Consider the following 22289-nt stretch of genomic DNA (forward strand, 5'->3'; position numbering starts at 1 on the left):
TTTACAGACAAAGCAAGTTTATTCACCTTGTCTTCATACTTGTTCATGAAAATACGGTTAGATTATATACTGAGAAAATTGGCAATAAATTTTGCTCTAAGTACAGCAAAAATCAGGTATTGATCTATTCATCTACCAAAAAAATCATAGAAATTCAGAGGCAATTGCATGAAAGCAGTGATTTTGGCTGGAGGGCTTGGTACACGCCTCAGTGAAGAAACTAGTGTCAGACCAAAGCCTATGGTTGAGATTGGTGGCAAGCCAATCTTGTGGCACATCATGAAGCTTTACTCTGCCCACGGCATTAATGACTTTATCATCTGCTGCGGTTACAAAGGCTACGTTATTAAAGAGTATTTTGCCAATTACTTCTTACATATGTCAGACGTGACCTTTGATATGCGCTTTAACCAAATGAATGTACATTCAGGTTATGCTGAGCCTTGGCGCGTCACTCTAGTAGATACAGGTGACAACACCATGACTGGCGGAAGATTAAAGCGAGTCAAAGAGCACATTGGCAATGAAACTTTTTGCTTCACCTACGGTGATGGAGTCAGTAACGTCAATATAACTGAGTTAATTAAATTTCACCAAGAGCAGAAGACGTTGGGAACACTCACCGCAGTTCAACCACCAGGACGCTTTGGTGCGATTATTTTAGGCAACGAGCAAACTAAGATCAGTAGTTTTCACGAAAAGCCGGAAGGTGATGGTGCTTGGATTAATGGTGGCTTTTTTGTATTAGAACCAGAGGTAATTAATTTTATTGCTGGTGATTCCACTGTTTGGGAAAAAGAACCACTAGAAAAGATTGCTGAAATGGAGCAGCTATCTGCGTTCAAGCATGATGGCTTTTGGCAGCCTATGGACACTTTAAGAGATAAAAATTATTTGGAGGAGCTGTGGAAGAGTGGTCAAGCTCCTTGGAAAGTATGGTAAGCATCAAAAGTTGCGAATTATGAATCATAAAAAATTATTTATAATTCATATTCTTGATTTTTGACTGTTTACTCTCCACTCTTGAACTTGTATTTACTGTGCTAACAGGGCGATAATACAAATGTACGATTTTGCAATCATAGGTGGAGGAATTGTTGGTCTTTCCACCGGGATGGCTTTATGTAAACAATATCCCAATGCACGAATTCTAGTATTAGAAAAAGAAAGTCAGTGGGCATTTCATCAAACAGGCAATAACAGCGGCGTAATTCACTCTGGTATTTACTACAAACCAGGAAGTTTTAAAGCTAAATTTTGCCGTGACGGTTGTCGCTCAATGGTGGAATTTTGCCAAGAGCATGGGATTGACTATGAAGTTTGTGGTAAGGTAATTGTTGCCACTAGCGAAGAAGAACTACCTCGCTTAGAAAACTTGTATCAGCGAGGTTTAGAGAATGACATTAAAGTTAAAAGAATTAGTCCTGAAGAAGTTAAGGAAATCGAGCCTCACGTTAGCTGTGTAGGTGGAATTCATGTATATTCAACTGGAATTGCAAACTATAAGCAAGTTTGCCTAAAATATGCTGAAATCATCGCCCAGCAGGGAGGTGAACTGCGACTTAATACAAGAGTCGAGAATATAGTTGCTAGTGGTGAAAATCTAGTACTAGAAACAAATAATGGCTCTTTTGAAACTCGCTTTGTTATCAATTGTGCTGGATTACATAGCGATCGCATTGCCAAATTAGGTAAAGTCGATCCCCAAGCAAAAATTGTACCCTTTCGAGGCGAATATTACGAACTGAAGCCAGAAAAACGCTATTTAGTCAAGGGCTTGATTTATCCAGTTCCAAATCCAGAGTTTCCCTTTTTGGGCGTCCATTTTACCCGGATGATTGACGGCAGCGTCCACGCTGGACCAAATGCTGTTCTCAGTTTCAAGCGCGAAGGTTATAAAAAAACTGACTTTGACTTGCGTGACTTTGTTGAAGTCATGACCTATCCCGGCTTTTGGAAATTAGCAGCAAAACACGCCGACGAAGGAATCCAGGAAATTATTCGTTCCTTTAGTAAAGCAGCCTTTACAAAAAGTTTGCAAAAATTAATTCCGGAAGTCCAATCTGATGATTTAATCCCCACCCACGCCGGAGTTCGCGCTCAGGCGTTGATGAATGACGGCAAGTTGGTGGACGACTTTTTAATTATTCATGGACAAAACACAGTTCATGTATGCAATGCTCCTTCCCCGGCGGCTACTTCTTCAATTGAAATTGGTAAAGCCATAGTCGCCCAAATTCCCCAGCAAAAGCACCTACAAACCATGATAGCCTGATACCATAAGTGCTTTATAAATAAAAAAGCACATTGGTTATCAGGCGTTTAATATGAACATAATAGCAGATGCAAACAGTTGGGGAAAACCAAGAACTTCTTCTAAACTAGACCGTATCAAGGAGGTCTTAATAACAACGCTTTTAGAGAAAGTACCAGCAATTGCCTTAGGAGTACAATTACGACAAGGAGTGTATCCTTTAATTTTTGCTGCGTTTGGTAGTTCCGTCTACATTGAAACTGATGTCAAATTTTACGGAACTTCAGGTATAGAAATAGGAGACGGAGTGAAAATCTCTAGTGGCGTACGCATCAATACCCTAGGTCATGAAAACAATAAAGTTTCTATTGGTTCTAGAGTTTTTCTTGAACGTGGAGTTGATATTGGAACATTAGAAGATTCCTATATCGAAATTGGCGAAGGTACATACATCGGTTTGTATACCTGCATTGCAGGTTATGGCAACATTAAAATCGGTAAAAACTGTTTAATTGCTGCACATACAGGAATATACGGTAACAGTCATACTTTTGCAGACCCAAACCTAACAATTGCAGCCCAGGGAGTTACAAAAAAGGGAGTTGTAATCGGGGATGACTGTTGGCTCGGTCATGGGGTGACAGTAGTAGATGGTGTCACCATCGGTCAGGGAAGCGTCATTGGAGCAGGAGCAGTAGTAAACAGAGATATTCCTCCTTACTCAATTGCAGTTGGTGTACCGGCTCGGGTTATTTCTAAACGTAATCAAACTTAACCAATCAGCACAAAGGATTTTTTTAATCAATGAAAGTACTAGTAACTGGAACAGAAGGTTATCTTGGCTCATTATTACCTCCCCTGTTAATTCAACGGGGACACGAAGTTATCGGTGTAGACACTGGCTTTTATAAAGTTGGTTGGTTGTACCACGGTACTGAAGTCACAGCTAAAACTCTCAACAAAGATATCCGTCATATTACCCTTGAAGATTTGCAAGGTGTCGAAGCAGTAGTTCACATGGCAGAACTCTCCAACGATCCCACTGGACAGCTTGCACCCCATATTACCTACGATATTAACCACAAAGGTTCAGTTCGCCTTGCCAAACTGGCAAAAGAAGCAGGAGTGCGTCGCTTTGTCTACATGTCTTCGTGTAGTGTCTATGGTGTAGCAACAGAAGGAGACGTTACAGAACAATCTCCTGTTAATCCCCAAACAGCTTACGCAGAATGCAAAACACTAGTAGAGCGAGATGTCAAACCATTAGCTGATGATGATTTCTCTCCTACCTTTATGCGGAATGCCACAGCCTTTGGTGCTTCCCCCAGGATGCGCTTTGATATTGTTTTAAACAACTTGGCGGGTTTGGCATGGACTACTAAAGAAATCAAAATGACTAGCGATGGTACACCTTGGCGTCCACTAGTCCACGCATTGGATATTTGTAAGGCTATTGTCTGTACTCTCGAAGCTCCTCGTGACATTGTACATAACCAAATTTTTAACGTTGGAGATACTGCAAATAACTATCGAGTTAAAGAAATAGCTGAAATTATTGCTGATGTTTTCCCTGGCTGTCAATTAAGTTTTGGCTCTCAAGGAGCAGACAATCGCAGTTATCGGGTTTCGTTCGAGAAAATTAATACTATGCTACCTGGCTTTAAGTGTGATTGGAATGCCGAACAGGGTGCTAAACAATTATTTGATTTATTTTCCCAAATTGACATGACAGAAGATATTTTCTTATCTAGAGGCTTTACTCGCTTAAAGCAGCTAGAGTATCTCATTCGCACTCAGCAAATTGATCAAGATTTCTTCTGGGCTAAGAAATAGCCAGATGAACTGAATGGCAGTAAAATCTTTTGAAGCTTCCGAATCAAAAATTTTGGTTCGGACTTCTCTTATAAGGGAAATGATTCTTTCCTCTAGCACAGATATGTAAGGTTGTTTTTTGTGTTTTAGACAAATGCGACTAGATCCAATATGAACAAATTACTCACCATCGCCATTCCCACTTACAACCGTGCCGAATTACTTGACAAGCAATTGGCGTGGCTGGCTCAAGCTATTAAAGGTATTGAATCAGAATGTGAAATTTTTGTTTCCGATAATTGTTCCACTGACAATACTCAGGAAGTTATTAAGAAGTGGCAAGAAATACTCAGCCATGTCACATTTAAATCTTCTAGACATCCTGAAAATTTAGGTGTAATGAAAAATATCATTCATTGCATCAAAAGCGCTACTACAAAATATGTTTGGACTATTGGCGATGACGATCCGATTCAGGACAGAGCCGTTCCTTACGTAATTACAAAAATCAAACAACATCCAGATTTATCATTATTATTTCTCAACTTTTCTGGTCGGAACAAAATCACAGGTGAACCAGTCCATCCACCAACAATAGTTGGCAATCGCTGGTTTGATATTGATAGTGAAGATGGCAATGGCGACGGTAAAGCCATTTTTGAACATTGTTTTTTCAAAAGTGTTGGTGCTGTAATTTTCCTCACTGCTTCTATTTATCGAACTGATATCGTACAACGTGCTTTGCAAATCTGGCCAAACGCCGCAGATAACTGGATATCTTTGGCATATTTAGCTGGTTTTTGTGCTGCTAATGGGAGAACCATTGTAACTAAAGATACCTATCTTGAATGCGTTGTCGGCGTAAGTTATTGGCAAAAAGAGCCAAGGTCAGCATTATTGATGCAATACAAACATACATCTGAAGTGCTGATGAAACTAGAAGAAAATGGCTATTCTAAGCTATTTTGCCGACAGATGATTTTAAAGAGCTTTAAAGATGCCAATTTCAAAGTCTTTTTAGGTGCTTTGAGAAGATGGCCTGTATTCGCTTTACAAACAGCACTTCCCTTTTTTGCTTTAGTAAGCCTGTCTGCTTTTGACATTATGGCAGCTAAAAATATTGAAATAGTAGAGACAAATAATCCGTCTACTTCCAGGTTGAGAAAATATCAACAATAAGCTGCAAAAACAATATCCCAAATATATCTAATGCATGAGGTAATCATCTGATGCTTAACGCTATCAAAAATAAAGTAACAGCCTTAAACTCCGAAATTGACTACAAATTCGCTCTTTGGAAACATACAAAAAATCTACCCGCAATTGCAGAGCGCGATCGCGTAATTGTTGACGCTCTCAAACGCGAAGGAGTTTACGTTACTACACTCGCCGACTTGGGGTTAGATTCCACTACCAATTTGCTTAATGCTGCTCGCAATCAACTGTCCACAATGGCAGCAGTGCAAAATAGTCAGATCGCTCAAAGACTACCGCAAATTTACACAGTTACAGATTTACCAGAATTTTTTACCTGGGGAAGCGAACAAAAACTACTCAACATCGTCGAAAATTATATCGGTCTTCCTGTCGCCTTTCAAGGTGTACATTTACGCAAAGATTTTCCCAATGAAAATCAATTTGGTACGCTGCTGTGGCATAAAGATTCAGAAGACCGCCGGATGGTCAAAGTCATTATATATTTGACTGATGTAGAAGAAAAACACGGGCCTTTTGAATACGTTCCGTTATCTTTAACTCCTTTACACAGCTTGAATTACTACCGCATTTACTACAAGTTATGGCAGTCAGGATATTTAGGAATCAACGATGAACAATTGCAAGAAATTATTCCCAAGTCAGCTTGGAAATCCTGTCCCGGGCCAGCAGGAACTGTGATTTTTGCAGATCCAAAAACTGCCTTGCATCACGGAACTCTTAGAACAGAAGAAAGGTCAGCACTGTTTTTTGTGTACACTGCTAACCCACCCAAACGACCAGAACTTTGTACTCAGTACTGGGACGATACTTTCCCCAAACCAGAATTACGCCAAACATCAGAATTACTTAATAGTTAATAGTTAGTAGTTAGTAGTTATCTACCACTAACTACTAACCACTATCCACTAACCACTAACCAAATCATATTCATTCAACGAGGTTGTCAATGATTTTCATCGAAACCGAACTCAAAGGCGCATATATTATTGAACTAGAACAAAAGCACGACCATCGTGGTTTCTTCGCTCGCACTTTCTGCGCTAAAGAATTTGAGGCACATGGTTTAAAGCCAGCAGTTGCTCAGTGCAATTTGTCTTTCAACTATAAAAAAGGAACCTTACGGGGAATGCACTATCAAATTTCCCCAGCAGCGGAAACTAAATTAGTTCGCTGTACTCAAGGCGCTATCTACGACGTAATTATTGATATGCGTCCTGAGTCACCCACTTTCTTGCAACATATTGGTGTGGAACTAACCGCAGAAAACCATCATGCTTTATATGTACCGGAAATGTTTGCTCACGGCTATCAAGCACTCACCGATGGGGCGGAAGTTGTGTATCAAGTCGGGGAGTTTTACACACCAGGGTATGAAAGAGGTCTGCGCTATGACGATCCATTTTTTAACATTCAATGGCCTCTAGAAGTAACTGAAATTTCTGAGAAAGATGCAAATTGGCCTTTGATGAGAATGATGAGTGTCGGTGGTACGCAACCTAGATAAATGTTTAACTGCTCTAGAAAATTGATTAGTTGAGCGAATGAATCTGGGAATGCATATACCAACTAGATCTATCAATCACATTGGCTATTTTATATCTTTTATCTTCACAAAGATAAAAAGCACATCAAGTATATGCAATTTCTCAAGGTTGTTTCTCTAGTGAAATATACCAATAAGAAGTGATCTCACACTTCTTTATTTCCTTCAAGAATAAACAGACAATTTCTACAGGAGTTTAGATCATGATTATTGTCGATCGCGCTTTAGCTGCTCGTGCAGAAGCTGGCAACCCCATTAAAGTTGGGATGATCGGTGCTGGCTTTATGGGTCGAGGAATTGCCAATCAAATTGCTAATTCCGTTCCCGGTATGGAATTAGTCGCTATCTCTAACCGCAGTCTTGATGCAGCAAAACGAGCCTATTCAGAAGCGGGAATTGAGAATTTTAAAGTCGCTTCCACTGTCACCGAATTAGAAGATGCGATCGCCAGTGGCGGCTATGCAGTCACCGAAGATGCGATGTTATTGTGCCGGGCTGAAGGCATCGATGCTTTAATAGAGGTGACAGGCGCAGTTGAATTTGGCGCTCATGTAATTATGGAAGCGATCGCTCATCGCAAGCATGCGATCATGATGAATGCCGAACTCGATGGCACCATCGGTTCAATTCTGAAAGTGTACGCTGACAAAGCAGGTGTCATCCTCACCGCCTGTGATGGCGACCAGCCAGGGGTACAAATGAACCTCTACCGCTTTGTGAAAAGTATAGGTCTAACTCCTCTGTTGTGTGGTAATATCAAAGGCCTGCAAGACCCATATCGAAACCCAACCACCCAGGAAGCATTTGCTAAGCGTTGGGGGCAAAAAGCCCACATGGTCACTAGCTTTGCTGACGGCACAAAAATTTCCTTTGAGCAGGCGATCGTTGCTAACGCCACAGGGATGAAGGTTGCCAAACGGGGAATGCTGGGATACAATTTCGACGGTCATGTTGATGAAATGACCAACATGTATGACGTTGAACAACTCAAAGAATTGGGCGGCATAGTAGATTACGTCGTTGGTGCAAAACCCGGCCCGGGAGTTTTTGTTTTTGGCACTCACGACGATCCCAAACAACGTCATTACCTCAACTTGTACAAATTAGGTGAAGGTCCCTTATATAGTTTCTATACTCCTTATCACCTTTGTCACTTTGAAGTGCCAATCTCTGTTGCACGTGCAGTTCTCTTCGGAGATTACGTTCTCAGTCCTTTGGGTGCCCCCATTGTCGATGTTGTCACCACTGCCAAAATTGACTTGAAAGCTGGGGAAACTTTAGATGGCATAGGCTATTACATGACCTACGGACAGTGTGAAAACTCTAACATAGTCCAACAACAAAATCTCCTACCTATGGGTTTAGCTGAGGGATGCCGTCTCAAGCGAGATATTCCCAAGGATCAAGTTCTCACCTATGATGATGTGGAATTACCAGCAGGTAGGCTTTGTGACAAACTCAGAGCAGAGCAAAATGCTTATTTCGCTTCTTCTAAAACACTGACGGCAGTCTAATAGTCCACCACACTAATTTTGATAGGTTTGTAGTGTAGACGCTCGTAAGAGCGGCTACTTGCAGAAGTCGCTACGCGCCTACCCGAAGGGTGGGCTTTAGCCCTCATTTAAGCACGCTTAGTACTTACTACGAACTCCCTTAGCCTGTTAAAATCTTTGTGGCAGACTCTAAGTTAAGTAGCTCAGAGCGCAGCTTGCACTAGCTTCTGCAATGTGTATATTTAGCCTATGAGTAAGTTTTGGCCTTTAGCTAAAACTAGTAAAACAGATTAATAACAAGTTCGCATGATTACTTATAATTCTCGTTTAACCTCACCTCGCCTCTGGCACCCCTCTCCTTGGCAAGGAGAGGGGATGGGGGTGAGGTTTTTTATTATAAGTGACTAAAAGAACTTGATATAACACTCCAACCTTATTCATCCAAAACTGACTTGACCAGGCGGTAAATTTACCGCCTGGTCATAACTCGTTTTTTCTGATCTTACTTACCGAAATTTTCAGTGCGGAGCCTGTATATTTATTTGTGTAAATATAATGAAATTTGTATTTACGCTATCTTCAGTCTTAGCTTTCATCAGCTACAGTCAGTAGGAACTCAACAATCAAGTTTTCAAAAAACTTTGATTATTCATGGCAATAAGGGGTATGCACAAATGAACTTGATCAAGAGCTTAACAAGTAATATTACTGTTTTGGCAGGCAAAATACAAGGTCGCATGGAAAGACGAAGAATAGTTTCACTCCAGCCAAATCGTCCTGCCGTAGGTAATGTACTTATCTCCTATATTCTTAAACCATTTCTATTAAAGCCAGGTGAACCTATTCCAACTTCCCACACTCACTATTGGGAATGCCTGCAAATGGCAAAGACTTTTTTAGAAATGGGATATTGTGTAGATGTGATTCGTTTCGATAATGACGTCTTTCTTCCGCGAAAAGATTATGCATTTTTTATTGAAACTCGTTGGAATTTGCAAAGAAGCGCACCATACCTAAGTAAAGATTGCATAAAAATATTCCATGCAGATACAGCTCATCTTTTGTTCCATAATGCCGCTGAAGCCAACAGGATACTGGCACTACAACAACGACGGGGCGTTACTCTGATGCCTCGTAGATTTGAGGCTCCTAACAAAGCAATTGAACATGCAGACTGTGCTATTGTTCTGGGTAATGAATTTACTTTAAGTACCTACAGATATACTCAAAAACCTCTCTATCGTGTTCCTATATCTAGTCAAGTAACTTATCCTTGCCCAGAAGAAAAAGATTTTGAAGCTTGTCGCAAGCATTTTCTCTGGTTTGGTAGTGGTGGTCTAGTTCACAAAGGATTAGATTTGCTTTTAGATGCCTTTGCACAAATGCCTGACTATCATTTAACTATTTGTGGGCCAATCAACAAAGAAGAGGATTTTGTCAAAGAATTCTACAAAGAACTTTATCAAACTCCTAATATTCATACTGTTGGATGGGTTGATTTAGACAGCCAGAATTTTATCAATATTCTTAATAGTTGTATTGGTATTGTCTATCCTTCCTGTTCAGAAGGTGGTGGTGGTTGCGTTATCAATTGTATGCATGCAGGTCTTATACCACTTGTCAGTTATGAAGCGAGTGTGGATGTGAGTGATGATTATGGTGTGATTTTCAAAGAATGCTCGATTGAAGAAATCAAGAGTTCTATTCAAATGATTTCTAGCCTCCCTGCACAAAAGCTAAAACAGATGGCAAGAAACTCTTGGGAGTTTGCAAGAGCCAATCATACAAGGGAAAGATTTGCTCAGGTTTATAAAAATACCATAGATACAATTCAAAAATCTCACAGTCACAAAGCAAACCTTGCTGTTCCAGAACCTGCTCTTTTAGCAAAAGGATAAGGCTGTTAAACAGTATGTTTTCCTAACTAAGGAAAGTTCGGGCGTTGCTGAATCAAAGATATGAATCCAGAAGTAGAGACGCGAAATTACCCTGCGGGAACGCCTGCGGCGTACGCGTCTCTACTTCGTCTCTATGCCTGCAAGAAATATTTCAATATTCACAAGCGGAGATATCCAAAGCCTATTCTCTATACAAAATTCACATTCTAACGATATATCTTATCTAAAATATACGCAATTTTAACTAAAAATTTACAAAAAGAATGCAAGGCAATGTTAAGTATATCCACAGGTGTGCATGAATATCCTTAGAAATACAGTGTAAGCCAGGATATCCCATTACGAATTTATAAAAGCAAATTAAAGTTTTCGTAAACAACATCATATAATACTAAACTTTTTCCCTCAATTCAAGGAAAATTTCGACATGAGGACTTTAAAAGCGCTAATTAAACAACCGTTGATGTTGCTGCTCGACAAACCACCGCCCAAGTTACTCAATAACTCACTGATAGGAGTGCCCGAAAAGTGTAATCAATGGTCAATCGGAATCTATATAGGCAAATCTTTATTTGATTTGTATTCTCCAGATCAGCAAAAAACCCTTTTCTGACCCGCCGAGATGTATCAGATGTTCGTGCAGGATTTGTTGCCGACCCATTTATGCTCAACAGAGCAAGAAATTTGTTCGCACGTATGATTAAGTGCGATCGCCTAATGGTTTTCACAAATCGTAAATATTCATCAAAACTTTACAAAATCCGGACACTTACAGCTACTTTTTTAAATCTTAAAAACCATTTCAGGATTTCTCTGCCGACAAACTGTATTAAAAACAACGATGGGTAAATGGCTAAGCAGTGGGTGTAGCTGTTGTATAGAGTAAATTCACAAGGAATACTATGAAAATTGCTTTAGTACATGATTACTTAACCCAGAAAGGGGGCGCAGAAAGGGTGTTTGAATTACTCTGCAAACGCTACCCTCAAGCAGACATATACACCTCAGTGTACGACCCTGAGCAAACTATCGATCTAGGTGAGCGAATCGTCAACACGACCTTTTTACAGAATATTCCTGGTGCGGCTAAACATTTTCGCCTCATGGCTCCTTTCTATTTTCCTGCCTTTCGGGCCTTGGATTTACAAGACTACGATTTGATTATCAGTAGTAGCACCAGTTTTGCTAAGGCCGTGCGAAAAAAACCTTCAGCAAAGCACATTTGCTTCTGTCACAATATCACCCGTTTTTTGTGGGATACAGAAACCTATTTGCGTGAGTACGGAGACTATCGATATTTTGCTCCTCTCATCGAACAAGTCTTCCAAGTCATGAGAAAGGTGGATCTTACATATGCACAAGAACCAGATCTTTACATTGCCAACTCCAGTGTTGTAGCTCGTCGCATCAAACAGACTTACGCGAAGCAGGCCATTGTTATTAACTATCCTATAGATACGAGTAAGTTCGTTTTTGCAGATACCAAAGAAGATTACTACCTCGCCTCCGCTCGGATGATCAGCTACAAGCGTCTTGATATAATAATCGAAGCTTTTAATTGGCTGGGGTGGCGACTACTAATATCAGGAAATGGGCCAGAACGGGAGCGCTTACAATCTAAAGCCTTGAGCAATGTAGAGTTTTTAGGACACGTCACAGATGCCGAACGCACGCAGTTATTTGCTAAAGCTAAGTCAGTTATAGTAGCAGCCCTAGAGGACTACGGATTAGTTCCAGTAGAGGCCAATGCCAGTGGAACACCAGTGATTGCCTATGGTGCAGGTGGAGTATTAGATACTCAAGTACCTGGTAGAACTGGAGTCTTTTTTAAGAGGCAAACGCCCGAATCCATACAATCTGCACTACTAGAAGCCAGGGAAATAGCTTGGAATTACGATTATATTCGTAATTATGCAGTATCAAATTTCTCAGAACAAGCCTTCTTTAGTAAAGTTGAACAAGTTATTAACCAAACTTGTAACTTAAATCCATCACTCGTTTAATTGATTAGCTGAGGAATAGTAAACGTGATGCAATCTAGTCTGAGTCCCCATGTAAATCCAGTTACTGAAACAGAACCGGGTTATGGGCAAATATTCGCGGTTTTAATCCGCCGATTTCCTTGGTTTTTGGTAGTATTTATCGCTTCTATTGCCATTGCTGCCGCCATAACGAAAAAAACACCACCTACTTACAAAAGCTCAATGCAGTTGTTGATAGAACCAAACTATAAAAGCAACCCACAGGGGGGAGGCGCTGAAGAAAATAGGTTTATCGACTCTGGCGTTAAGATAGATACTGCCACTCAACTCAACTTGATGCAGAGTTCCAAACTTCTGCAAAAAGCTGCTGATAAACTCAAGCCTGAGTATCCGGACATTACTGCGGAGCAAATCCAGGCTGCTTTAGTTTTAAATCAATTAAAAACAAAAGAAGATGATCCTACTAACATTTTCCAAGCAGAATTCACCGATACAGATCCAGAAAAAACACAAAGAGTCTTAAAGGTATTACAACAAGTTTATTTGGAATACAACAGAGAACAGCAGGATGAGCGTTTAAAAAAAGGTCTTAGAGTTGTAAGAGAACAAATAACCAAAGTAACTACCGAACTGAATGCCGCAGAAGCAAATTTGCAGCGCTTCCGCAGAGCCCAGAATTTAATCGATCCTGAGGCACAGGCAAAAGCTCTAGAAGATAATTTAAATAATATTCTGCAAGAAAGACGCACAACTCGTTCTCAGTTTGAGGAGGGAAGGGCCCGCTATGCTAACTTGCAACAACAACTGAACCGTAGTCCAAAAAATGCTCTGGTTGCTTCTCGTCTGAGTCAGTCTTCTCGCTATCAGGCGTTACTCAACGAAGTCCAAAAAACAGAACTGGCCTTAGCACAGGAACGTTTACGTTTCACCGATGAAACTCCCCAAGTGCAAAAACTACTGGAGCAACGTCAAAGCCAATTAGCATTGTTGCAACAAGAAGCTGGACGTGCTTTAGGAGGTCAATCTGGAGATGCTAGCGCTCAACAAGGGGATAGCTCACTCCAACAAGGACAGTTTGGTCAAATTGATCTGAATCTCGCTGGCCAGTTAGTAGAGACACAAACAAATCTACTAGCCTTAGCAGCTCGCGACCAAACTCTGGTTGAGAAAGAAAAACAAGTGCGTGAGGAACTCAAAAGCTTCCCAGCGAAGTTAGCTGAGTACGGTCGCTTACAACCCCAAATTCAACTTAATCGTGAAAGGTTGCAGCAACTGTTGAAAGCAGAACAAGAATTACGGCAGGAACTCGCCAAAGGCGGGTTTAACTGGCAAATGGTGGAAGAACCGCGCGAAGGTTCTTTTTTAGGCCCGAATCTCCAGCAAAACCTCATGTTGGGTGCAGTAGTTGGATTGATGTTGGGAGCTGTTGTCGCTTTTATTCGTGATGCATCTGATGATTCCGTTCACACCACTGCTGAGCTAGAGAAGCAGCTTGCCTTACCAGTGTTAGGAACCACCCCCAAGTTACCCCTAGCCAAAACTAGAGAATCAGTATTCAAGTTACCTTTCGGTAAACCAGAGGTGCTTGCACCTTGGACAATTCAGGTATTGCAATCTTCACCACGCTGGGAATCGCTGGATCTGATTTATAAAAATATTGAACTTGTGAATTCAGTTTCCACGTTCAGATCTCTGATGGTGACTTCGGCATTACCCGACGATGGCAAATCAGGTTTAGCATTGGGTTTGGCAATGAGTGCTGCTCGTTTGCATAAACGAGTGCTGCTCATCGATGCTAACTTGCGCGCCCCCAGCCTCCACAAACAACTCAATCTTCCCAACGAACAGGGACTTTCTACTCTATTGGTAAGTGAGTCTACTCTACCCAACCAAATTAGTATTCCATCTTCCGGTTCATCCTACATTGATATTTTAACTGCCGGACCAACACCAGCTGACCCAGCCAATTTGTTGAGTTCTCCTCGAATGGAGGAATTGATGGCAGCATTTGAGGAGAACTATGATTTGGTAATTGTAGATGCTCCTCCAGTTCTAGGTTTGGTGGATGCCCTACTTACAGCATCATCTTGTCGTAGTGTCGTAATGGTAGCAAGTATTGGTAAGGTGACAAAAGCCCAACTGGCACAAGCTACAGCCATGCTCAATCGGTTAAACCTGATTGGTGTTGTGGCAAATGGAGTATCAAACTCTGAGAGCACTTACATACCTTATGCAAAACAACACACACTTGCACTGCAACAAGCTATGGAAAAATAACCAGATTTTTCCCGCTTAGCTACAAACTTAGGGTAGGTTAGGAGCACAGTTAAGCTTTTATACGCCTAACTACCCTCCAATTGCTTGATCCAGGCTGTTTGAAGTTTGGCAAGCAGAAAATCTATAAATAGAATCTAACTTAGTTATTTTTTTGATAAGAGTTTCAAAATTACTAATTTAAAATAGTATGTGCAATGTACTTATTTTTTAGTTGTATCCAATTTTAGAAACAATGTATAAATTTTAACATAGCATGTATAGGAAATTCAAAAAGGCGATCGCCTCGGTTACTACTACGGAAGACATAAGTAAAATTCCTACTCCTGAAAGAATTTCCAGCCTTCTAGGAAATATTATGCTTATTTTGCATAAAAGGTAAATAGCCATATTGAAATCAAGTAAGCATGAAAACATGACATAAAAACATGAAATCAGCAGAATTTTAATTCTGCGCACAACTGCTTTCTTGCTTCATCACGTTTTATATTATTCATAATTAGGACTTACGCATTGACAGAAAATACCAAACCAAACATGGGGTATGAATTTCAGCCATTAGAGATTAGTTTTTCGACGCTTTTAAGCGATCGCCAACCATCAAAGGGTAATTCTAAAAAGCCTGAAACAACCAAATTTCGTTAATACACATGATGATCTATTTGTACAGTGCGTAAGTCCTAATAATAATTAAGATTGTGTTAAACGCTAATTTAAAATTATTAAAAAGCAATTGTCATAATTTCACTTTTTAGCTGATTCATAAGAACTTAATAATCGCTGAGGAAAGGCGCAAGCTATTTAAAGAGTGAATAAAGAATCTATTTTTACGTCCGCTATTTTTACGGATTCTTATATCCTAGTTATTGAAGCACATTGTCATCAAAATTCAAAGTCCGAAATGAAAATTTATAGATAAATCAAAGCGCTAACAAATACCTTTAAGTATTTATAGATATTCATCTCCTAAAATCTGGAAACTAACAAACAAGATGTGTAGAAGACTATAAGGTAATTAATCCTGTTTTATCTACTCGATTGATTCCAGATTTTGTCTAGTAAAAAATTAAGTACGGTTCAAGTTCTTTTGCTCAATAGTGATATCAGGTAAGCAATCTACCTTCTTATATATTTAAGTATCAATACATTATGACTACCTCAATTATTTCAACTTTAGACGATCGCTACACTGCTGGCCAGCAACACAAAGACCGCTACTCATATTGCACACTTGTGTGGCGGCGGAATCAACTTTTGGTAAAACCTGCTGGGCAAATTAAACAGCCATACATAGCATCGTTAGATGACGAACAATCCTTAGTGGAGTGCTTAAAGCATTCGCCAGTAAATTTAGTTCGCATAGACCCAAAGTTAGGAGAAGCAAGATTAAACTTTTGGGCTAATGCCTGCGAAAAAGCGTCAAAGCCGATATACTTGCGTGTACCATCTGGACAAAAGCGAAAACCCCAAAGCTTAATCTTGAGGCAGTTAAAGCGCATGGTAGATTGGATAGTTGCCTTAGTGTTTCTGGTGGCAATGAGTCCACTCATGCTGGGATTAGTGTGGCTGATGCGCTTGTACTCTCCAGGACAAATTTTGGAGCAGGAGTGGCGTGTGGGAGAACGGGGTAGGTTGTTTAGAATGTTCAAGTTCCGCACAACTGCGATCGACCAAAAAACACACCTCAATGTTCGGGAAGCGGGTTATGTGGAACTTAGCGAAGACGAACAGGGTATCACGATTTTAGGGCGTTGGATGCAGAGATACGGATTTCAAAATCTGCCGTTGTTGTTGAATGTACTGCGCGGTGAAATGAGCTTGAGCGGACCCCGTTGCTTGACATTGACAGAAGCGGTGCAACTAAATTCAGAAAGGCAAGGACAACTGAATAAGCTGCCGGGGATTATTGATTCATGGCAAGTAGAAGCAGAATCTCAACTATTGCCTTTAGATAGCCAAGCTCTGTAACTTGTAACTGACTTAATTAAGTAGTGAATTTAATTTCAGCGGCAGGTTCACTACTCAATTTATACAGAGTTATTATGCTTGGACTGCCAAAGCAAATCTCATAAAAATGAGTTGATGAGAGCTATACTATGTGCGACTGCTTGCAATGCCAACGCTTGCAAGCAAAAGCATAGTAATATTGCTCTATCAATTTGTACATAGAACTCAAGCATTCTGTTCTGCCTTGTCAAGATGATCTTAGAAAAAACACCCATGCATCTCAGAGTTTCCAAGCCAATCCGTAATCTCATCAAGAGCTTAGTCAAAACTACCAATTTCTGGCAGGAAAACTATTTAATCTTACAAGAATTTAAACACTTTCGCAAAATAGCAATTTTAGCTGTTGTTTTTTCTTTCCTAGCAGCAACATTTGAAGGTGTTAGCATTGGTTTTCTACTTTCTTTTTTGCAGAGCTTAACTAATCCTAATGCCCAACCTAAGATAGGTATTGCTTGGTTGGATGCTTGGATTGCCAATACACCAGGTATTAATCCTCTATATCTGATATCTATTTTAATCTTAGTAAGCACTTGGTTGCGTGCAACCTTCAACTACTTTTCAGCAGTTTACACTGACTCTGCTCAACTAAATCTTGCAGATCGTCTGCGAAAGCAAATATTTGAGCAATTGCAAGCATTGCCACTGAGTTATTTTGCCAAAAGCCGTGGTGGCGAACTCATTAACACAATGACAACGGAGATAGAGAGGTTAAAACAGGCATTTGGTGGTGTTGGTTTTTTAATTACGCGAACAATGACAGTCAGTGTCTACTTGCTCGCGATGTTTATGATTTCATGGGAACTTTCAATTATTTCAGTACTGGTATTTTCACTATTAGCAGTAGGATTATCAACACTAAATTCCCGGATTAGAGAAACAAGTTTTGGAATTTCCAATGCCAACGCTAATTTTGCATCTACAGCGACAGAATTTATTAACGGTATTCGTACTATTCACTCATTTGGTACACAAGAATTTGAACGTCAGCGTTTTTACAAAGCCAGTAATAACTTACTCAACTCTTCCATCAAAGTTGTCATGGCTTGGACGCTGGTGAGACCTTTAGCAGAAGGTATAGCTACTACAGTTCTGATCAGTTTAATTGTTATTTCGTTTACGAAATTAACGCTGCCAGTCGCTTCATTGCTGACATTTTTCTTTGTATTAGTTCGCCTCGTACCGAATATTCAGGATATTAACGGCACAGTAGCATATCTCAGTACTTTGAAAGGCTCGCTAGAAAAGCTTAAGGAAATTCTCAGAACTGACAATAAAACATACTTCTACAACGGCAATATTTTATTTAGCGGCTTCAAACGCTCGATTGATATAGTATCTGCGGATTTTGGCTACGATCCCAGTAGCTTGGTTTTACAAAACATTACACTAACAATTGAACGGGGAAAAATGACAGCGCTGGTTGGAGCTTCTGGCGCTGGTAAAACAACATTAGCGGATCTAATTACTCGATTTTACGATCCAACACAAGGACAGGTTTTAATTGATGGAGTTGACCTGCGACAGTTTGAAATTAACTCACTGCGTCGCAGAATGGCTGTAGTCAGCCAAGATACATTTATTTTTAATACTTCTATTTGGAACAATATTGCCTATGGTACATCAGGAGCAAGCGAGGCTCAAATTCGAGAAGTAGCTCGACTAGCAAATGCACTGGAATTTATTGAAGAGATGCCTGAAGGTTTTGATACACAATTAGGCGATCGCGGCGTCCGGTTATCTGGAGGACAAAGACAGCGGATCGCGATCGCTCGTGCTTTGCTACGCGATCCAGAAATACTGATATTGGATGAAGCTACCAGTGCTTTAGATTCTGTATCAGAGCGATTAATTCAGGAATCAATCGAAAAGCTATCTGTGGGTAGAACCGTAATTGCGATCGCCCACCGTTTATCAACAATTATTAGAGCTGACAAGGTAGTGGTGCTTGAACAGGGACGGATTGTAGAACAAGGGCAATATCAAGAGTTGCTAGAACAACGTGGAAAGCTTTGGAAATATCACCAAATGCAACATGAAATGGGACAGATAAATTAAAGCTGTCCTCAAGGATCTTTAGTCATTAAAGATTCGCTATAGGAAAGATATTGTAATCAATCCAAACTATAATCGTCAAAGCTGACAGGAGCATCTACTTATGTTGTAAATTTACTTAAAAACATGAAATGATTAAAATTTTTCTAATATGCTCAGGACTCGGTCAAGTCAACCGTGGCTATGAATCTTTTACTCGGGAATGCTTCGATGTTTTATCAGAAGCTAATTGCTTTGACATCACTCTTTTCAAAGGTGGCGGACAGCCCTCTAAAAAAGAGATTACTTTATGGAACTTACCGCGGCAAAAATGGCTAACAACTCAAATTAGCCAATTTGTTATCGGCACAATTTACAGAAGGAAAGACCCTTACTTCACTGAACAATTGTCGTTTTTCATTAGCCTATTGCCATACATTTATTTTGGCAAACCAGATGTTATTTACTTCAGTGATGAAAGTGTAGGCGATTTACTTTGGCATTGGCGTCGTTTGACAAAACAAAGCTATAAGCTTTTATTTCGCAACGGAGGCCCAACATCAACAATTAATAATATCTTTCGCTGGAATTATGTGCATCAATTAGCACCTACTCATTTGCAAGCTGCTTTGGATGTAGGATTGCCAGCCCAAAAGCAAACCTTGCTTCCCAATGGATTCAAAATGCTATTCAAGGTAGAGATATTGAGACCAGAACAACGACAAGCTTTGCGGCGTAAGCTGGAATTACCCGAACAGCGACCTTTGATTCTCTCAGTAGGAGCCATTGGTAAAGCTCACAAGCGTATGGATTACCTCATTCGTGAAATAGCTGCTTTACCCGAACCGCGTCCCTATCTTCTCATGTTAGGGCAAAAAACCGAGGAATCACCGGAAATTTTTAAACTTGCCAACGAACTACTTGGAACTGAAAATTTCCAGATTAGAACTGTTCCTCATCAGGAAATGCCAAATTACTACAAAATTGCCGATGCTTTTGTACTAGCCTCTCTACACGAAGGCTTCGGACGAGTTTTTGCAGAAGCAATGTCTTATGGTTTACCATGTATGGCGCACGATTATGAAGTTGCTCGCTTTGTAGTAGGAAAAGAAGGATATTATGCAGATTTTAATAATCAGGGTAGTTTAGCAGGTTTAGTACCCCAAGCTTTAGCAGAATCTCACGACTCATCTAAGCGCATTCGTCGTCATCAAAGTGTTTACAATCGCTTCAGTTGGGAGAAATTACGCCCAGACTATATTAAACTAATTCAAACTTGTTACACTTTTTGAGATTTCTAATCTTAAATCAATGGAGCATAACTAATATGCTGGAATCTTTACTAAAACGCAAAATTATTTGGGGAGAAATAGATCGATCATGAATATAGAGCAACCTTTGGTGACTATTTTAATTAATAACTACAATTATGCTCTGTATATAAAAGATGCGCTCAATAGCGCTCTTAATCAAACGTATCCCAACACAGAAATAATTGTAGTAGACGATGGTTCCACAGATCACTCGCGGGAAATCATTGCTGGCTACGAAGATAAAATCATTCCTATATATAAAGAAAATGGTGGGCAAGCCTCGGCTTTCAATGCAGGATTTGCTGTCAGCCAAGGTAAGATAATTTGTTTTTTAGATTCAGACGATGTATGGTTGCCTCAAAAAGTCGAAAAGGTAGTTGAAGCTTTCAATACCTATCCCAAGGCTGCGGTCGTTTACCATAAAGTAGAAAATATTGATACAGTAGGCAAAATCATCAGTGTACCCTGGCCACCTTACAAACCTATAAAAGGAGATATTTCCAGTCAAGTAGCAAGAACAGGAGGTTGGTGGCCCTTTCCACCTTCTACAGCACTGAGTTTCAGTAGAGATTTTCTGTGCAAAGTTATGAACATCCCAGAAGCAGAATACCGAATTTGTGCAGATTCTTACCTGGCTGATTTAGCTCCGTTTTTGGGAGAGGTAGTAGGCATAGATAGAGTTTTATCTCAGTATCGTACTCATGGCTCCAATAATTGGAGTAACTCTAGTGGAGCGCAGAAAGATACCCGGGATATGCGTATATTGCAAGACCATGAATTCCGTGCCAAGATGCTGAATAGTAAACTGAAAGATTTAGGTATTGATCGAGAAGTTAATCTTGCAGGTCATTGGCCTTATCAACTGCTCAAATACAAATTAGGTAACAGAACAAGTTTGGTCTTACTTAGTCTTTTAGCATTGCAAAATCCGTGGGAGACGAAATTACCTTCAAAGTTAAACACTGTGGTTAAACTTTGGTTAGAAAGACGTAGTTTGAACAGAATATAGCTAATTTTTTGTTATTCCAAATTAAGTCTTTATCTCAATATATACCTGTTAATGTAAAAATTTTCCATACCTTAGAAACTAATTCAAGTCTATGGTTGTATCCACTGAATTACAAAAAACTTTACACACTAATTCTCAAGAGCCTTTAGTCAGTGTTATCACTCCCACTTACAATCGTCCAGACTACTTGCAACAAGCTTTGCAAACTGCTGTTCGACAAACCTATAAAAATATAGAAATTATTGTTTCTGATAATTGTAGTCCGGAAAACCCACAAGCACTGGTGGAGTCTTTTAATGATCCGCGAATTCGCTTTTCACGCAATGAGACGAATTTAGGAATGTTCGCAAATACCATGAAAGCCTTCAAAATGGCACGCGGGAAATATATTGCTACCCTGCTTGATGATGACATGTGGGAAGAAAACTTTTTAGAAAAGCTTATTCCTCCCCTAGAAGCTAATCCTAATTTGGTTTTGGCTTTTTGTGACCATTATGTCATTGATGCTGATGGTACAATCAATGATGCCATTACAGAACATTGTTCAGAGCTATTTAAACGGACTAATCTTCAAGAGGGCATTTACCAACCTTTTTACAAAATTGGTTTAGTGGATCAAGCAATAGCTACAGCAATGGCGGCTGTAATTCGCACAGAGGCTATAGATTGGGATAAAATTCCGGAGGAAGTGGGTGGCTCGTGGGATATTTACTTGACCTACCTTTGTTGCTGTACTGGAATGGGTGCTTACTATTGTCCTGAAAAATTAACTAGATATCGCAGACATGATCAAACGGAAACAATGATGAGTGGTAGACAAAACTACCAAGCAAAAATCCGCAAAGCTCAAGCGGATATGTTCTGCTTCGAGCGTTTTATGGAAGATGAAAGACTCAAGGAATTTAAACCCTATTTTCAACAGCAATGGGCAAAAGTAAGTACTAACCTAGGAGTCGGCTTAATGCGATCTGCACAAACCAAGCAAGCGCGTCCTTATTTCTGGCGTTCTTTGCAAAGAAAGTTTAGTTTGCGGGCAATTGCAGCACTGGTTTTAAGTTTTACTCCATCATCATTTGCACGTCGTTTCTAATTGTCAAAAAAATTAATTGTAGGTATCACTTGCAAATTCTTATAGAAAAGTATGTCTGAAAAATTCACGGTTGCTATTTGTATTTGTACAAGAAATAGACCAGAGAATTTAAAAAAAGCGTTAGATTCTCTTGAGCAATCAACCTATCCAATCCATGAAACAATCGTATCAGATGACAGTACTAACAGTGATACCGAAGCCCTTATCTATTCGCATTATCCAAGTGTGAAATATTTACCTGGACCTAGACAAGGTCTAGGGGCTAATAGGAATAATGCTTTAAAGGCTGTAACTGGTTCTCATGTACTCTTTCTCGACGATGATGCTGTTTTAGGCGAAACTTTTTTGGAGACAGTTTTTGCCTA

18 protein-coding genes are annotated in these 22289 nt (G+C 39.9%); all 18 read left to right on the forward strand.

The window, feature by feature from the left end; all coding sequences use genetic code 11:
- Nucleotides 1-168 precede the first annotated feature (168 nt).
- Entirely contained in the window at nucleotides 169-942 is a 774-nt protein-coding gene (gene rfbF, locus HXY43_RS21470) for a glucose-1-phosphate cytidylyltransferase (RefSeq protein ID WP_290887440.1), read from the forward strand.
- Between the two features lie 121 nt (nucleotides 943-1063).
- On the forward strand, nucleotides 1064-2275 hold the full coding sequence (gene lhgO / locus HXY43_RS21475) for an L-2-hydroxyglutarate oxidase (protein ID WP_290887443.1): 1212 nt from the start codon (nucleotides 1064-1066) through the stop codon (nucleotides 2273-2275).
- Between the two features lie 52 nt (nucleotides 2276-2327).
- The gene (locus tag HXY43_RS21480) at nucleotides 2328-3029 is read left to right on the forward strand and encodes a DapH/DapD/GlmU-related protein (RefSeq protein WP_290887446.1); all 702 of its coding nucleotides are present in this window, start codon (nucleotides 2328-2330) and stop codon (nucleotides 3027-3029) included.
- Between the two features lie 29 nt (nucleotides 3030-3058).
- The gene (locus HXY43_RS21485) at nucleotides 3059-4087 is read left to right on the forward strand and encodes an NAD(P)-dependent oxidoreductase (RefSeq protein WP_026734467.1); all 1029 of its coding nucleotides are present in this window, start codon (nucleotides 3059-3061) and stop codon (nucleotides 4085-4087) included.
- 150 nt (nucleotides 4088-4237) lie between these two features.
- Nucleotides 4238-5245, forward strand: a complete 1008-nt coding sequence (locus HXY43_RS21490) for a glycosyltransferase family 2 protein (RefSeq protein WP_290887450.1) — start codon at nucleotides 4238-4240, stop codon at nucleotides 5243-5245.
- Nucleotides 5246-5295: 50 nt separating this feature from the next.
- Nucleotides 5296-6141 carry a phytanoyl-CoA dioxygenase family protein gene (locus tag HXY43_RS21495; protein WP_290887453.1) on the forward strand — a complete coding sequence of 282 codons (846 nt, stop codon included), beginning with the start codon at nucleotides 5296-5298 and terminating at the stop codon, nucleotides 6139-6141.
- Between the two features lie 89 nt (nucleotides 6142-6230).
- Nucleotides 6231-6788 (forward strand): dTDP-4-dehydrorhamnose 3,5-epimerase, encoded by a 558-nt coding sequence (gene rfbC / locus HXY43_RS21500; protein WP_290887456.1) that lies wholly within the window; start codon nucleotides 6231-6233, stop codon nucleotides 6786-6788.
- Nucleotides 6789-7030: 242 nt separating this feature from the next.
- The gene (locus tag HXY43_RS21505) at nucleotides 7031-8341 is read left to right on the forward strand and encodes a Gfo/Idh/MocA family oxidoreductase (RefSeq protein WP_290887459.1); all 1311 of its coding nucleotides are present in this window, start codon (nucleotides 7031-7033) and stop codon (nucleotides 8339-8341) included.
- 620 nt (nucleotides 8342-8961) lie between these two features.
- The gene (locus tag HXY43_RS21510; RefSeq protein WP_367161495.1) at nucleotides 8962-10218 is read left to right on the forward strand and encodes a glycosyltransferase; all 1257 of its coding nucleotides are present in this window, start codon (nucleotides 8962-8964) and stop codon (nucleotides 10216-10218) included.
- Nucleotides 10219-11120: 902 nt separating this feature from the next.
- On the forward strand, nucleotides 11121-12221 hold the full coding sequence (locus tag HXY43_RS21515; RefSeq protein WP_026734475.1) for a glycosyltransferase: 1101 nt from the start codon (nucleotides 11121-11123) through the stop codon (nucleotides 12219-12221).
- A 24-nt stretch (nucleotides 12222-12245) separates the two neighbouring features.
- Nucleotides 12246-14477, forward strand: coding sequence for a polysaccharide biosynthesis tyrosine autokinase (locus HXY43_RS21520; RefSeq protein WP_026734476.1), 2232 nt, complete (start codon nucleotides 12246-12248; stop codon nucleotides 14475-14477).
- A gap of 510 nt (nucleotides 14478-14987) precedes the next feature.
- The gene (locus HXY43_RS21525; RefSeq protein WP_290887467.1) at nucleotides 14988-15119 is read left to right on the forward strand and encodes a hypothetical protein; all 132 of its coding nucleotides are present in this window, start codon (nucleotides 14988-14990) and stop codon (nucleotides 15117-15119) included.
- A 504-nt stretch (nucleotides 15120-15623) separates the two neighbouring features.
- Nucleotides 15624-16442, forward strand: coding sequence for a heterocyst development glycosyltransferase HepC (gene hepC / locus HXY43_RS21530; RefSeq protein WP_290887470.1), 819 nt, complete (start codon nucleotides 15624-15626; stop codon nucleotides 16440-16442).
- A 252-nt stretch (nucleotides 16443-16694) separates the two neighbouring features.
- Nucleotides 16695-18536, forward strand: coding sequence for a heterocyst formation ABC transporter subunit HepA (gene hepA, locus HXY43_RS21535; RefSeq protein WP_290887494.1), 1842 nt, complete (start codon nucleotides 16695-16697; stop codon nucleotides 18534-18536).
- A gap of 128 nt (nucleotides 18537-18664) precedes the next feature.
- Nucleotides 18665-19804 carry a glycosyltransferase gene (locus HXY43_RS21540; protein WP_290887473.1) on the forward strand — a complete coding sequence of 380 codons (1140 nt, stop codon included), beginning with the start codon at nucleotides 18665-18667 and terminating at the stop codon, nucleotides 19802-19804.
- A gap of 88 nt (nucleotides 19805-19892) precedes the next feature.
- Nucleotides 19893-20834 carry a glycosyltransferase gene (locus HXY43_RS21545; RefSeq protein WP_290887475.1) on the forward strand — a complete coding sequence of 314 codons (942 nt, stop codon included), beginning with the start codon at nucleotides 19893-19895 and terminating at the stop codon, nucleotides 20832-20834.
- A gap of 91 nt (nucleotides 20835-20925) precedes the next feature.
- A complete protein-coding gene (locus HXY43_RS21550; RefSeq protein ID WP_290887478.1) occupies nucleotides 20926-21924 on the forward strand; it encodes a glycosyltransferase family 2 protein in 999 nt (332 codons plus the stop codon).
- Nucleotides 21925-21975: 51 nt separating this feature from the next.
- Nucleotides 21976-22289, forward strand: a 314-nt coding sequence (locus HXY43_RS21555; RefSeq protein ID WP_290887482.1) for a glycosyltransferase family 2 protein, incomplete at its 3' end; no start/stop codon positions are given.

This window comes from Fischerella sp., from assembly GCF_013388695.1.
In the GTDB taxonomy this organism is placed as follows: domain Bacteria; phylum Cyanobacteriota; class Cyanobacteriia; order Cyanobacteriales; family Nostocaceae; genus PCC9605.